Here is a 13,977-nt window from a genome sequence, read left to right on the forward strand (position 1 = left end):
AAGAGGAGCGGATTAAAACCTGCTCGTTAAAACGGCTTTAGCCAAAACTTAAAACCTACATACATATGAATCTCAAAGTTAAAAATCTCATCAGAATTTGTGCAGCAGGAGCACTCGCCCTTTCTGTATTCAATTGTGCTTCAAACAAACCAGATACTGGAATAAAACTGATTTGGAGTGATGAGTTTAACGGCAAAGGCCTTCCGGATTCATTAAAATGGAATTATGATACCGGAGGAAGCGGTTTTGGAAATGAAGAAGCTCAGTTTTACACCAAAAACAGGCTTGAGAATGCCAGAATGGAAAAAGGAAATCTCATCATTGAAGCCAGAAAAGAAAATCGGGAAAATAGTAAGTATACTTCTGCAAGACTTTTAACTAAAGGAAAATTTGCTTTTCAATATGGTACAGTAGAAGTTAGGGCGAAACTTCCTAAAGGCCGTGGAACCTGGCCTGCCATCTGGATGATGAGTGAAAATATGAAGAAATGGCCGGATGATGGTGAACTGGATATCATGGAACATGTGGGCTATAACCAAGGGTATATCCATGCTTCGGTTCATACCAAAAAATACAATCATATCCAGGGAACACAGAAAACAGATACTTTGTTTGTAAAGGATGCAAGCGAAAAGTTCCATGTCTATAAAGCAGACTGGACACCGGAAAAGATTGATGTCTATATAGATGATAAGAAATTTTTCACCTACGAAAATAAAGAGAAAAACAATGAAGCATGGCCTTTTAACAGACCTTACTTTATCATTCTAAATCTCGCTGTAGGAGGATTTTGGGGTGGAAAGGAAGGTATTGATGATACCATTTTTCCACAGAAGTATTATATAGATTACGTAAGAGTTTATCAAAATAAATAATGAAAATGAGGACCGGATGGGTCCGGAAACAGAAAAAATCATGAGAAAACTAATTGTAAGTTGTTTTGTAGTAGGCGTTGTCATGAATGTCAATGCTCAGAATTATTGGAAAAAAAATGCAGGAAAAACAGCTAAAGTGGTTCTTACCAACTCAAAAGCAAATGAGAAGATGGTGGATAAGGGAGTAGTTACATTTGAGCAGTTCGGGCAGCCTAAAGAAACGGATGCCTGTATTTTTGTAGCTCCCCATTTTAAATATCAGAAACTGATAGGAATTGGAGGTGCCATTACAGATGCCTCAGCAGAGACTTTTTATAAAATGCCAAAGAATAAGCAAAAAGAAATTCTGGATGCTTATTTCGGAAAAAATGGATTGGGATACACTGTTGTTCGTACCAATATGAATTCCTGTGACTTTTCCAGTGATTCTTATACATATGTAGAAGATAATGATACTTCGTTAAAGACCTTTAATGTGGCTCATGATGAAAAGTATAAAATCCCAATGATTAAAGAAGCTCAGAAAGCTATTGGTAATAATTTTACATTTTATTTCTCACCATGGAGCCCACCAGCATGGATGAAATCAAACCAAAGCTTGTATAAAGGCGGCAGATTGGAAAATCAATACTATCAGACATGGGCAGATTATTATATCAAATTCATCAAAGAGTATGAAAAGAGAGGAATTAATATCTGGGGATTAACTGTTCAGAACGAACCCATGGCTACCCAAAGCTGGGAATCATGTATTTATACCGCTGAAGAAGAAGGAGAATTCCTGAAAAAGAACCTTGGACCAACGCTTTGGAAAAACGGATATAAAGACAAAAAAGTAATGATCTGGGACCACAACAGAGACCTTATCTATCAAAGAGCAACGACTACTTTAAGTGATCCGGAAACTTCAAAATATGCCCATGGTATCGGTTACCATTGGTATGAAACGTGGAACAACAAAACTCAGCTTTTTGACAATTTAGCAGAAACACACAGAGCTTTTCCTGATAAATTCCTGGCTTTTACGGAAGGATGTAAAGAACAGTTCAATATGGATAAAATCTATGATGTAAGCCTGGGAGAGCTGTACAGCAAAAATATGCTGAACGATTTCAACAAAGGAAATGCTTTATGGACTGACTGGAATATTTTATTGGATGAAACCGGAGGACCTAATCATAAAGGAAACTTCTGCTTTGCCCCGATTATTGCTGATACCAAAACAGGAGAGGTATTCTATACGTATGAATACTATTATATAGGGCATGTTTCAAAATATATCAGACCGAATGCGCAGAGAATAGGAAGTTCTTCCAACAGAGCAGCCCTTACATCTTCTGCTTTTATGAATGAAAACGGACAGCTGGTAACCGTTATCATGAATGATTCGGACAATGATATTGAAACCAATCTATGGATAGAAGGAATGGCTGCTAAGCTGAATGCTCCTGCACATTCTATACAAACCGTAATTTTATAATTTCATATTAATTTAATATTATTTTTGACAGAACGGGCGGCCTTTATTGAGGTCGCCCGTTTAGATTATATCATGTTACAATCTTATACTATCATTGTACAGAGAATTTTCCTGAAATAGTACCATTTATGCTTTTAGCAATATAGAAATATACACCGTTTTTTATATTTGAGGTTGAAATTGTAGTTTTTCCCCCTTTTACTGTCTTGTGTTGTATTGTTAGCCCATCTGTGTTTACAATTTTTAATTCATAATTTCCATTTTCAGGAAGGTTTATGGTAAGATTTTCCCCTTGTTTTACAGGATTAGGATAAACGGCAGAAGTTATTTCCTGTTTTGCAGACATGCTTGACGTTGTGGTTGTTACCTGTTCAAGTATCCACTGATGATTTATTCCTGCCGTACCATTCATATCCTGATCCCAAATGTTAATATTAGTACCTGTTGTTTGGGAATTGGCAGGATTATCCATCGATTTCATATTTGATAAAGCGGTGCCTATAAGTATGGTATTGGGTGTATAGGATTTTAGTACCCATTGCTGATTGTTATTTCCGGTTTTGGAATACTGTATCAATGTAGTTCCGTTAGTAATATTAGAACCGGGAACATCAATTGCCAACCCGGAAGCATGGTTAATAATAATATAGTTTTTTCCTATTTTTTCAAGCTTCCATTGCTGTGCAGGATTAGTACTAAACGGATATTGTACCATCTTAACATTTGATGCAGAACTATAATTTGCCGGGCTTATATAAAGGTTACTTCCTGCATTTTTTATTCTGTAATAGGCATTCGGGTCAATGACCGGAGGTGCTATGATATTAATATTGTTATATCCGAAATTAGAAGTTTGCTTAAATATATCGTCCAATACTACACTTACATAATATTTTCCGGATTGAGAATTAGCAGGAAGAGGAATACTTACATTTCGGAGATCAGGACGGATACCGGAAACTACTGCAACCGGAGTATAATTATTCCCCCAGCTGGCTTCAGTATACAAAGCTACTTTATAAGAAAGCTGCGGACTTGTTTTTTCTGAACTTGCCCAAGTTACATTGACCGAATTAGTGGATGAATTATATGTAGGGGTAACGGTAGTGACATTAATAGGAATAGTTGAGGCAGGTTTTGTACCTTCCTGAGTAATACTGTTAAAAGTTACTGAACCACCTGCTGGAGCAGGTGTTGTTCCACACGATGTTATTTTAATGGCAGTATTGTTAAATGCTGTTTGTGCTCCCCAGGATCCGGTTCCTGCTGAAGCGGTATATCTTAATGGTTTTGACCAGTTTCCCTGTGCATTCATACTCCAGAAATTTCTGTAATATCCACAACGGGAATCTTTATTCAAGCTAGAATTCCAGTTCTCTACGAAACCTCCCAGTTTTGTTCCGGTAAATGAAGCATTATTTTCCGGCGTTATAATGGTCACATAATGTTTCCATTTTCCTACACCGTAATCATACATAAAGAACCCTATTCTTGTCTTTCCATCACCGGTAGACCACCTTCTGGCAACTGTTGCGTACCATACTCCCGGTACCCATGGCATGGGATTATCTGTATGAAGACCTGTTCCTTCTCCTCCGAAACCATCTACCAAAGTATTGGGCGCTGCATATTCCGTTTTACACTGTGGAAGGCTGGAGTCCTGTATGTCCCACATAGAGAAGATGTTATTATACACTTCATTCGGTTTGTATTGAATTCCTCCATATCCTCCTCGCGGACCTAAAGAAAAGTTCAGCGTTGAATAATAGGTGTTGATTTTTTTACAGGTATTGTCTACCATTACTTCCGAGTACCAAAGTTCCCCGGTATTAGCCATATCAAATCCTTCTATATAAGGCCCCCAGCTTGGGCAGGTCTGAGCCTTTATAGGATTAAAAAATGAAATTGCGGCAATAAAGTGTATTGAGGCAAAAAAAATTAAATGTTTTTTCATAAAACTTGTTTTTAGTTGATGATGTTAAATTATAAATTATTTTGTTTTATGATTTATATTATAGAAAATTAATATTTTTTTATGGTAAATTAATATTATTATTGTTAATTAAAAAAGATATTTTTAAGAAAATAATAATATTTTAATGTTGGGTTTTTACTTTTTCTTTTTCTTAAAATAGAGTTGTTGTTGACTTTCTTAACTAATAATTATTTCACACATCCGATATATATTATAGATGGTATGTATTTTAATAATGAGCAGGTATCTTTATTTATTTGGATAATGTAGCAGAATGCAACAACTTTTGACTGTCGGTAATAGTGGCCTGGAAGAATTCGCCAAATGAGGAGTATCCGGATGATACAAACAGAAAACCCATGAAAAAATTTTCATGGGCTTTACTTATTTTGAACGGAACTTTATTAGTCCGCTATTGTTTTATGAATGATTATTCAGCGTCATATTTACTGATTACTCTCTGAGTAACTCCTGAGCTGCTGAAACCTCCATCATGGAAAAGATTCTGCATGGTTACTTTTTTAGTAAGATCAGAGAATAAAGTTACACAATAATCTGCACATTCAAGAGCTGTAGCATTTCCTAGCGGAGACATATCTTCTGCATATCCAAGGAATCCTCCGAAACCTTTCACACCGCTACCGGCAGTAGTCATTGTTGGAGACTGAGAAACCGTATTGACACGTACTTTTCTTTCTCCCCAATAGTTTCCGAAAGTTCTTGCGATGCTTTCCAGATACGCTTTGTTATCAGACATATCATTATAATCAGGGAATGTTCTCTGAGCTGCAATATAAGTAAGGGCCAAAATACTTCCCCATTCGTTCATACAGTCTTTTTCCCAAGCTACACGCATTACTTTATGGAAAGAAACAGCGGAAATATCCCAGCCTTTTTCCAACCAGTCGTAATTCATTTCTGTATAATGTTTTCCTTTTCTTACGTTGATAGACATTCCGATAGAGTGAAGGATAAAGTCGATTTTTCCAAATTTTGCAACAGCGGCATCAAAAAGTTTTTCAAGATCTTCTATAGAAGTAGCATCAGCACCTATTACTTCAGAACCTGTTTTTTCTGCTAAACCATTAAGTTCTCCCATTCTCAAAGCAATAGGAGCGTTTGATAAAATGAATTCAGCACCTTCCTCATGGCATCTTTCAGCAACTTTCCATGCGATAGATTGTTCATTAAGGGCTCCAAAAATAATTCCCTTTTTGCCTTTAAGTAAACCGTATGACATAATTTTTTAATGTTTATTATAATACAAATGTAACAATAATTGTGCTTATGGCATAATAAAAAATGGAGCCTTATCAATTTAAGACTCCATTTTATTGAAAATATTTATATGACTGAAATACTAATTGGTTTTCTTATTCCATTCTGCCTTTACATCCTCTGCCGCATCTTTGGTTTTTTCCCATGCCTCATCTGCCTTATCCTTGATATCTTCCCATGCATCGGATACATTAGCTTTTACCCTGTCTAGCCAGTCTTCCTGGCTGGCTTCCTGATCATTATTCCTCTTTTCATTGATATAATCTTTAGCCTTGTCTGCCAATTCATTGATTTTCCACTTGGCTTTGTCCGTTGCATTCTGTAAAGAATTTTCTACATTGTTTACTGCATTTTCCGCTTTATTGTACTCTGAATTGTTCATAATAGTATAAATTTTAATTTGGTATGAGTAATTAAACAATAACCATTCCTAAAATAGAACCTCTCTGTTAAACTTTTCATAATATTTTGTTATATTTTACTAAATCTATAGTAAATTTAAAGTATAAAATTGATAATTATGGAAAAAATACGTTGTGGCTGGTGTGAAAAAGATGATCTCTACAGAAAATACCATGATGAAGAGTGGGGAAGGCCTGTGTATGATGATGAAACAATATTTGAATTCCTGATTCTTGAGAGTTTTCAGGCTGGCTTGAGCTGGTATACCATTTTGTCTAAAAGGGAAAATTTCAGAAAAGCTTTTGATGATTTTGATTATAAAAAAGTGGCAGCTTATTCTGACAAAAAGATTGAGGAACTGATGAATAACCCCGGAATTATCAGAAATAGGCTTAAAATTCTGTCAGCTGTCAACAATGCACAGAAATTTATAGAAGTTCAGAAGGAATTTGGAAGCTTTTCCCACTATATCTGGGATTTTATTGATGGAAAACCAATCGACAACTGTCCCGAAACATTATCCGACATTCCTGCCACAACAGAGGTTTCAGATCTTATTTCCAAAGAACTTAAAAAGAGAGGATTCAAATTCGTAGGTTCTACAGTCATTTATGCTCATATGCAAGCTACCGGAATGGTCAATGATCATTTAAAAAAATGTTTTCTTAGAAAATAGCCGTTGATTTTTATTCAATATTTAGTGAAATTTATTGTTGATTTTGTAATTTAAAAAATTAAACGCAGAATGGGATATATCAGAAAGGCCTAATGAATGCTGTATTGGTTAATTGCTTGATATTAAACATTTTTCATTATTTTGTGATTAAATTTTATATTAATCACTTTAATGTGTTTTTAATTACGATATTTTTAATTTAATTATGATTTTATTAAAAATTTATATATTTGCACCTGCAAAAAAATGCAAGTAATGCAAAAAGACTATAAACTTCTGTATACACTTCTCTTATTCTTAATAAGTATTTTTACATATGCGCAAGTTGGGATTGGATTACCGAATCCGGATTCGTCAGCGATGCTTCAGATTAATGCCAATAATAAAGGAGTACTCCTTCCAAGTGTTGCGCTTACCACGACAACGGACAATATTACCATACCTTCTCCGGCAGAAGGTCTTATCATATGGAATAACGGAAATTCTACTCTGAAAGAAATTGGTTTCTATTACTGGTTCGAATCAAAATGGAATAAAATTTTAGCAAACGGTGGGAATACCACTAAAACAGAGGATGGAAACAACTGGAACCTTACAGGCACGAATGTAGGAAATTATGGAGGAGCGAGTACAACGCTTGCTTTAGGAACAAAAACATATGATGATCTGATCTTTAAAGTAAATGCATTAACAGCAGGAAGACTTGGAGTTGACAATTCTGTAAGCCTCGGGATAGGTTCAAATGCAGGTCAGAATGGTATTGCTTTGGGAAGCGCAAGCTCAGCATTTATGGGAATTGCTATTGGGAGTGCCACTTCAGTTTCAGGTAATGAAGCTTTAGCTGTAGGAAATAAAACGACTGCAGCAGGATTCAGATCTACAGCAATAGGTTTTCATGCCCAAACCGGCAGCAATGAATCTGTAGCTGTTGGAAATAACTCATCAGCAGATGGATTTCAGTCCATTGCATTAGGATATAATGCCAAAACAAATAGCAATAGTGAAACTGCCTTAGGATATAATGCAGTAACAAATAGTCAGAATTCTACTGCTTTAGGCTCGGGAGCCAATGCGTCAGGACAATTTTCAACCGCTGTAGGATATGGAGCTGCTACTTCACAGGCCAATGCTATTGTTCTGGGGAATAACAATGCAAATGTAGGTATTGGTACAAATACTCCGAATATCTCTGCAAAACTGGATGTAAGCGGACAGTTTAAATTGGGAGAAAAAGGCAGTGTTCAGAAAAGTCAGATCAGTTTTGAAGCATGGCCTGGAATTTCAATTAATAATTTGCCTCCGGGAAAATCTACAACCATCGATATTACCGTTCCGGCAGAATATCAGCCTGGTTCCACAAGAGCTGTAGTGGTAGTTTCTCCGGCAGGAGATTTTGTAGGAAATTCTTCATTTTCCATCTCGAATCCAAGAATGACTTCTGCTTCCTCTATTACAATTAATCTCACTAATATTTCAGGAACAGCTAACAGTTTGTATTCCGGACATTTTTACGTGATGATCAATGAATTTTAAATAATAGGTTTTTTTATTATAGTTGATATGGTGTGAAGGACTTCCGGACTGGAAGTCCTTTTTATGGATTGTCAATTTTTATTTAGCTTGCGGGATTGAAGTTCCTTGCGGGCATTTTGCCAGCTTTTTCTAATAATAAGATATAAAGGGAAAAAAGCCAGAGGAAGCGGAGTGATACCGTTGAATCCTTTCTTAGCGGTAACATAAATGCAGACGCCTACCAGCATTCCCATAATTATACAAAAGGAAATATGAGCTGCAGAGCGTTTTTTTTCTTCCTTTGTGAGTTCTTCTGTAGAGAGTTCTGAAAGCTTATTGTTTTCTGTCTGATGTGTGTGTTTCATGTTCAATCAGTAATTAGTTTTTGCTAAAATAATAAATAAGAAGAGGCTAAAAGAAAATTTTCTGCAAAAACAGAATTCGGCTTATAAAAGATTTTAATTAATAAATATTTTAAACAAAAATATTGTGCACAAAGTAAATAGATTATCTTTGTTTCTTAAAATAGAACGATGATACCTTTGTCAGAACATTTATGTTTTAAAACATATGCCGTTTCCAGATATATTACGGGTTTATATAAGCCTTACCTGGAGGAAGTTTCACTTACATATCCTCAATATCTTGTCATGACCGTTTTATGGGAATATGGCGGAATGAATATAGGAAAGATTGGTGAACATCTTCATCTGGACAACGGAACGCTTACCCCGCTTTTGAAACGTATGGAAAAAAACGGACTGATCATCAGAACCCGTAGCTCAGAAGATGAAAGAGTTGTATTGATCAACCTTACAGAGCAGGGAGCAAAACTCGAAGAAAAAGCAAAATATATTCCTGAAGCTGTTCAGAATTGTATGCATCTGAGTAATGAAGTAAAAACTCAACTGATGGCTTCTTTAGACGAAATATTATCCATTCAAACCGTGTCCGAACAATGAAGAAAATAGGAATTATAGGCTATGGCTGGCTGGGAGAAAGACTCGCATCTTCCTTATCCGGAAAATATACACTGGCAACTACAACTACAACAGAAAGCAAAGTAAATTTACTCAATAATAAAGGAATTCATGCTGTAATGGCTTCTTTCCCGGATTATCAGCTGACAGAATCTCTTTCCCAATGGGGAGAAGTTAAAAATATGGAAGTTTTGATTGTTACAATTCCTGTTTCTGAAAAAAGCTGTTGTGTAAGCTCTTTGTATAACAGGATTCAGAATTTGTCAGCTTTTATAGGAGACTTTAAAGGACAGATGTTTCTGATGAGTTCTACAGGTGTTTATCCCGATATTGCTAAAGAATTTACAGAAGAAGATGTCCCTTTGGAGAAAATATCAGGCGAAAGAATGTTGAGAAATAAATATCCCCAACTTAATATTCTGAGACTTGGCGGTCTGATGGGAGACAACAGACTGCTGAAAAATTATAATGTAGGTAATCTGGATCATGCTGTAAATCATATTCATTATGCTGATATCAGCAGGATTATCTCAGAAATGATTAAACAGAAAAGTGAATCAAAACTTTATAATGTTACGGCTCCTGTACATCCTGCGAAAAGTCAGGTGATTAACGCACAGAAAAATCTACTTGATGAAGAAGAGTTTGAAGTGAAAGGGAAGAAGGTTCTGTCATCAAAGCTGGTTTCAGAGCTGAATTATACATTTCAATATCCGGATCCGAGAAGTTTTCATTTGTAATCATGGCATTTGTATTAATGATTATCGACCTTTAACTATTTTACTTACAAGATTTCTATTGACAACTCTGTAATTCCGCAGGAATCTCTACGCTGTTTTTAAAGTTTTGTATTTAGATTCCTAGGGAATGATAAGGTGAGTGGTAAGCTTTGTTCATCATAAAAGAATCAATATTTTCAGCAAGATACAATTCATTAGGAACGGGCTTTAGCCCGTTAAAAAATAGATAAAAATTCCATTGGCTTTAGCCAAAACCTAATAAAAAAACCTCCGGAATCTTTTTCCGGAGGTTTTAATTTTATCAATAAAATAATTACTTAATAATTCTTTCCAATACCCATTCAATAAGGTTTTTTTCAGAAGCATGGTGGTCTGCGGAGAATTCTCCACGTCTTCTGTTGGCAATAACGTTATTTACGGTAATGGCTTTGTGGCCTAATAATTTTGAAAGAGCATAGATCGCAGAGGTCTCCATCTCAAAATTGGTAATTCCAAGATCATTCAATGTTTCCAGGAATTGATCATCTACCGCTTTCAAACGAAGCTGTCTTCCCTGTGGAGCATAGAATCCCGGGAATGTTGCTGTATTTCCGTGGTATTTGGCATCTTTGTAGTATGCTCCCATTTCTTCTGCCCAGTCTGAGAAATAAAGCATTGGCTTGATTCTTTCGTAAGGGAATTTTTCTAAGAAGCTTTTAGAAAACTCATTTTCGAAGTTGTAATCCTGATAGAAGTGCATCAATCCGTCCAAACCTACAACGTTCTGCGTTACCAGCATATTGTCTACCTGTACATCAGGGTTTACACTTCCGCAAGTTCCCATACGGAATAATTCAAGAGCCTTGTGCTCAGTCTTGAATTCTTTGTTTTGAAGATCAATGTTTACCAAAGCATCCAGTTCGTTCATCACGATATCGATGTTTTCAGTTCCGATCCCTGTAGACATTACGGTGATTCTTTCTCCACGAAGCTTTCCTGTATGCGTATAGAATTCTCTTTTATTTTTTTTGATTTCTACGGTATCGAAGTATTTTGAAACTTTTGCCACTCTGTCAGGATCACCTACAAGGATGATTTTGTCAGCAATATCTTCAGGTAAAAGATTCAGGTGGTATACACTTCCGTCTTCATTCAGAACAAGTTCTGAGGCAGCAAGTTTGTTTAGCATAATATGTATATTTTTTGTTTTTTTAATTAATCATAATGGCTTCTTTATAAGGAGATGCCATAACCTCGTAGATGTCATTGTATTCTTCTACAATCCTTTTCTGTCCGTTCATAACCTCATATACAGTAATGATCGTCTTTTCAATGTTTTTAGGATCTTTCCTCTGTGAAGTGATTTCGTAGAAGTGATCATCTTTTTTAAGAATAGAAATCAGTTCTTCCTTTGTTGAGTTGTTGGAAGTCATCATTCCGGGGAACTCTGTAACAATATCTTTCAGGTCAGAATAATTTTTATAAGGCTTGGTTATACCATTGGAATGTACATAGACATTGGGAATGTTTTTATCTTTTTCCAGGCGGACCAAATAATAATCAGCCCCTCTTTTCTCTGCATATACAGCCATTTCCTGTGGCTTTCCGGATATCTTTTCCGGTTGCTTTTTTTTCTGGGAAAATGCCGTCATAGAAAGGAAACTTGCCATAACAGCAAACCATAGTTTTGTTTTCATACTCCTATTTAGTTTTTTTGATGTGTTGAATTTAATTTAAAAAATCCTCTCCCAATAATCTCCCGCCATTATTTTCCGGTATTTCGAAGAACCGTTCTCTTTAGAATAATGAATTTGATTTCGGGGTTTAAAATTAGTGAAAAATATTGTACCGGAAATATAAACATTATTTAATCTGTTATTAAAACTGAGATAACATCAGATGAATATTTTTGCCGCTAAAAATTCATGAGATCTTATCCACTGCTTGTAATCGTCCTTCTGATAGGATTTGCAGTAATGTCTTTTAATCCTGTTTATAAAGGAAAAGAAAGCGAAAATACATTTGTCAATAAAGGGTTGTCCGACTTTAAAACCAATCTTGAACAGCTGAAATCAGATGTTGATAAGTTCTCTGAAGACCGTATTTCCCTGGAAGAGCTGCAAAAATCACTAAGCAGAACAAGAAATTCATTTAAAGAAGTTGAATTCTATATCGCTTATCATTATCCTGAATTTACCAAAACCCATCTTAATGCAGCACCTTTGTTTCATATCGAAGCTGCAGGAACTTCAGCCTATACACTTCCTCCCGAAGGATTGCAGGTACTGGATGAACTGATATTTTCCGACGAAGCAATACATGAAAAAGAAAAGATCAAAACCATCACTACCTTTTTGTATAACAGCTATTCCGGGTTTTACTTAAGTGCTTTAAAAAATGGGTTGAGCAAAGGAAATAACAAAACACTGCCTTTGCGAATAGAGTTGATCAGGATCTATTCACTGGGTGTTTCAGGTTTTGATACGCCGGGATCTTTGAATATTTCTGAAGAAACCAGCCATGCTTTTGCAGGAATACAGCAGTACATCAATGATGATCCTTATTTTAAAAACTATAATACTCAGAAAGCTAATCTGATATTAACAGAAGCTATCGGCTATCTTTCAAAAAATACCGACTTTGAAACTTTTGATCGTATTGAATTTTATAAAAAATACGTTCAGCCTTTGTATGAAGAGCTGGGAAAATGGGACGGAAGACCTGATGATCTTAAAGAGTTTTCCGGATGGAATGTGGGAAACAAAAACTTTTTCAGCAGTGATTTTTTGGATCCTTATTTTTATACTTTATTAAAATCTTCAGAAGATAGTCCGGAACTCCGTAACCTTGGAAAATCCATTTTCTACGATCAGAATTTAAGTGGTAACGGAAAAATGAGCTGTGCGACTTGCCATCTTCAGGAAAATGCTTTTACAGATCTGAAGGCAAAATCACAAAGTAATGTGGAAGGGAAAACGGTTTTGAGGAATTCCCCATCTTTATATAATGCTGTTTTTGCCAAGAGGTTTTTCTATGATCTTCGTGCTTTCTATCTTGAACAGCAGGCAGAGCACGTTATTTATAATGAGCAGGAATTTAATACCAGCTATGAAAGCATTATCCAGAAATTAAAAACAAAACCTGAGTATAAAAAAGCGTTCCGAAATGCCTTCAAGAACGGGAAAATCAGTAAAGAAAATTTTTCAAAAGCATTAAGTTCTTATGTGGCTTCATTGTACTCATTTGACAGCGATTTTGACCGTTTTATGAGGAATGAAAAAGAGGTTTCCAATGATGTGAAAAAAGGATTCAACCTCTTTATGGGAAAAGCCAATTGTGCAACCTGCCATTTTACACCCACCTTTTCAGGATTGGTACCTCCATTTTTTAATGAAAATGAATCTGAAGTCTTGGGAATAACAACCAGACCGATCAAACAGCTTCCGGTAGAGCTTGATCAGGATTTGGGACGAGGAAACAGCCCTGTGAAAAAGGAAAAATCATGGATTTATGATTATTCATTCAAAACAGTAACGGTGAGAAATATTGCCCTTACCAAACCTTATTTCCATAACGGAGCTTTCAATACCTTGGAAGAAGTCCTGGATTTTTATAACGAAGGTGGAGGAGAAGGTTTAGGATTAAAAATGAAAAACCAGACGCTGGCATCCGATAAACTGAACCTCACCGAAACAGAAATAAAGCAGATCATCGCCTTTCTGAATGCTCTTACGGATGTGAGTAAATCAAAATAGACGGTTTTCTTGGTAGTAATTCGGAGTGGGAGTTGCAAGGTATGGTTTTGCTTTGAACCATTAACCTCTTGGGCAAAGGCAAGTATTCAGGGCAATAAAAAAATGGTCTTACATCACATATCCGTACTCTTAAAGCCAGAGTATTTGTTCATTTTCCTTACCACGATCAAAAATTTTTTTCTTTAATTGTTTTGTTTTACATAAAATGTTTTCAGGCTTTTCAGTACATTAAATCTATTGAAGTTTGTGTAGGTATATGATAAACACTGAATCATTATAATTTTATTAAATTAATTAAAAATGTAAAATATTAGTAAAATATTCG

General features: G+C 35.6%; 13 protein-coding genes. 7 read left to right on the forward strand and 6 right to left on the reverse strand.

The features are described 5' to 3' along the window. The first annotated feature begins 65 nt into the window (after positions 1–65). Both DEU39_RS02785 and DEU39_RS02790 read left to right on the forward strand, forming a co-directional pair. Positions 66–875, forward strand: a complete 810-nt coding sequence (locus tag DEU39_RS02785) for a family 16 glycosylhydrolase (RefSeq protein WP_120230860.1) — start codon at positions 66–68, stop codon at positions 873–875. A 40-nt stretch (positions 876–915) separates the two neighbouring features. Continuing rightward, positions 916–2,355: a glycoside hydrolase family 30 protein gene (locus tag DEU39_RS02790; RefSeq protein WP_062671558.1), complete on the forward strand. Its 1,440-nt coding sequence runs from the start codon at positions 916–918 to the stop codon at positions 2,353–2,355. A 91-nt stretch (positions 2,356–2,446) separates the two neighbouring features. Here DEU39_RS02790 and DEU39_RS02795 read toward each other — a convergent pair whose 3' ends face one another. The 3 genes from DEU39_RS02795 to DEU39_RS02805 form a co-directional block, all read right to left on the reverse strand. After that, entirely contained in the window at positions 2,447–4,309 is a 1,863-nt protein-coding gene (locus DEU39_RS02795) for a DUF3472 domain-containing protein (protein ID WP_120230861.1), read from the reverse strand. A gap of 451 nt (positions 4,310–4,760) precedes the next feature. Continuing rightward, positions 4,761–5,570 (reverse strand): enoyl-ACP reductase, encoded by an 810-nt coding sequence (locus DEU39_RS02800; protein WP_062670284.1) that lies wholly within the window; start codon positions 5,568–5,570, stop codon positions 4,761–4,763. 120 nt (positions 5,571–5,690) lie between these two features. Then, a complete protein-coding gene (locus tag DEU39_RS02805; protein WP_034697596.1) occupies positions 5,691–5,990 on the reverse strand; it encodes a hypothetical protein in 300 nt (99 codons plus the stop codon). A 138-nt stretch (positions 5,991–6,128) separates the two neighbouring features. On the opposite strand from DEU39_RS02805, the gene DEU39_RS02810 reads away from it, so the two are divergent. Beyond that, positions 6,129–6,686, forward strand: coding sequence for a DNA-3-methyladenine glycosylase I (locus DEU39_RS02810; protein ID WP_120230862.1), 558 nt, complete (start codon positions 6,129–6,131; stop codon positions 6,684–6,686). 255 nt (positions 6,687–6,941) lie between these two features. After that, positions 6,942–8,219 (forward strand): hypothetical protein, encoded by a 1,278-nt coding sequence (locus DEU39_RS02815; protein ID WP_183037367.1) that lies wholly within the window; start codon positions 6,942–6,944, stop codon positions 8,217–8,219. A 71-nt stretch (positions 8,220–8,290) separates the two neighbouring features. On the opposite strand, the gene DEU39_RS02820 is transcribed toward DEU39_RS02815, so the two are convergent. Next, complete coding sequence (locus tag DEU39_RS02820; protein ID WP_120230864.1) at positions 8,291–8,563, reverse strand: hypothetical protein; 273 nt, start codon at positions 8,561–8,563, stop codon at positions 8,291–8,293. Positions 8,564–8,731: 168 nt separating this feature from the next. On the opposite strand from DEU39_RS02820, the gene DEU39_RS02825 reads away from it, so the two are divergent. Continuing rightward, the gene (locus DEU39_RS02825) at positions 8,732–9,160 is read left to right on the forward strand and encodes a MarR family winged helix-turn-helix transcriptional regulator (protein WP_120230865.1); all 429 of its coding nucleotides are present in this window, start codon (positions 8,732–8,734) and stop codon (positions 9,158–9,160) included. Then, on the forward strand, positions 9,157–9,918 hold the full coding sequence (locus tag DEU39_RS02830) for a hypothetical protein (protein ID WP_120230866.1): 762 nt from the start codon (positions 9,157–9,159) through the stop codon (positions 9,916–9,918). Before DEU39_RS02825 ends, DEU39_RS02830 begins: the two co-directional genes overlap by 4 nt. Positions 9,919–10,231: 313 nt before the next feature. On the opposite strand, the gene DEU39_RS02835 is transcribed toward DEU39_RS02830, so the two are convergent. Both DEU39_RS02835 and DEU39_RS02840 read right to left on the reverse strand, forming a co-directional pair. Further along, positions 10,232–11,086, reverse strand: a complete 855-nt coding sequence (locus tag DEU39_RS02835; protein WP_120230867.1) for a nucleoside phosphorylase — start codon at positions 11,084–11,086, stop codon at positions 10,232–10,234. 22 nt (positions 11,087–11,108) lie between these two features. Beyond that, positions 11,109–11,594, reverse strand: a complete 486-nt coding sequence (locus tag DEU39_RS02840) for a hypothetical protein (protein ID WP_120230868.1) — start codon at positions 11,592–11,594, stop codon at positions 11,109–11,111. 228 nt (positions 11,595–11,822) lie between these two features. Between DEU39_RS02840 and DEU39_RS02845 the strand changes: the two genes are divergently transcribed. After that, positions 11,823–13,652, forward strand: coding sequence for a cytochrome-c peroxidase (locus tag DEU39_RS02845; protein ID WP_120230869.1), 1,830 nt, complete (start codon positions 11,823–11,825; stop codon positions 13,650–13,652). Positions 13,653–13,977: the final 325 nt, after the last annotated feature.

Source organism: Chryseobacterium sp. AG363 (assembly GCF_003610675.1).
In the GTDB taxonomy this organism is placed as follows: domain Bacteria; phylum Bacteroidota; class Bacteroidia; order Flavobacteriales; family Weeksellaceae; genus Chryseobacterium; species Chryseobacterium cucumeris.

Bases quoted from the DNA above. Each gene is read 5' to 3' on its own strand.
- DEU39_RS02830 (WP_120230866.1), top strand. From the start codon at position 9,157: ATGAAGAAAATAGGAATTATAGGCTATGGCTGGCTGGGAGAAAGACTC.
- DEU39_RS02820 (WP_120230864.1), bottom strand. From the start codon at position 8,563: ATGAAACACACACATCAGACAGAAAACAATAAGCTTTCAGAACTCTCT.
- DEU39_RS02805 (WP_034697596.1), bottom strand. From the start codon at position 5,990: ATGAACAATTCAGAGTACAATAAAGCGGAAAATGCAGTAAACAATGTA.
- DEU39_RS02835 (WP_120230867.1), bottom strand. From the start codon at position 11,086: ATGCTAAACAAACTTGCTGCCTCAGAACTTGTTCTGAATGAAGACGGA.
- DEU39_RS02790 (WP_062671558.1), top strand. From the start codon at position 916: ATGAGAAAACTAATTGTAAGTTGTTTTGTAGTAGGCGTTGTCATGAAT.
- DEU39_RS02810 (WP_120230862.1), top strand. From the start codon at position 6,129: ATGGAAAAAATACGTTGTGGCTGGTGTGAAAAAGATGATCTCTACAGA.
- DEU39_RS02845 (WP_120230869.1), top strand. From the start codon at position 11,823: ATGAGATCTTATCCACTGCTTGTAATCGTCCTTCTGATAGGATTTGCA.
- DEU39_RS02825 (WP_120230865.1), top strand. From the start codon at position 8,732: ATGATACCTTTGTCAGAACATTTATGTTTTAAAACATATGCCGTTTCC.
- DEU39_RS02800 (WP_062670284.1), bottom strand. From the start codon at position 5,570: ATGTCATACGGTTTACTTAAAGGCAAAAAGGGAATTATTTTTGGAGCC.
- DEU39_RS02840 (WP_120230868.1), bottom strand. From the start codon at position 11,594: ATGAAAACAAAACTATGGTTTGCTGTTATGGCAAGTTTCCTTTCTATG.
- DEU39_RS02785 (WP_120230860.1), top strand. From the start codon at position 66: ATGAATCTCAAAGTTAAAAATCTCATCAGAATTTGTGCAGCAGGAGCA.
- DEU39_RS02815 (WP_183037367.1), top strand. From the start codon at position 6,942: ATGCAAAAAGACTATAAACTTCTGTATACACTTCTCTTATTCTTAATA.
- DEU39_RS02795 (WP_120230861.1), bottom strand. From the start codon at position 4,309: ATGAAAAAACATTTAATTTTTTTTGCCTCAATACACTTTATTGCCGCA.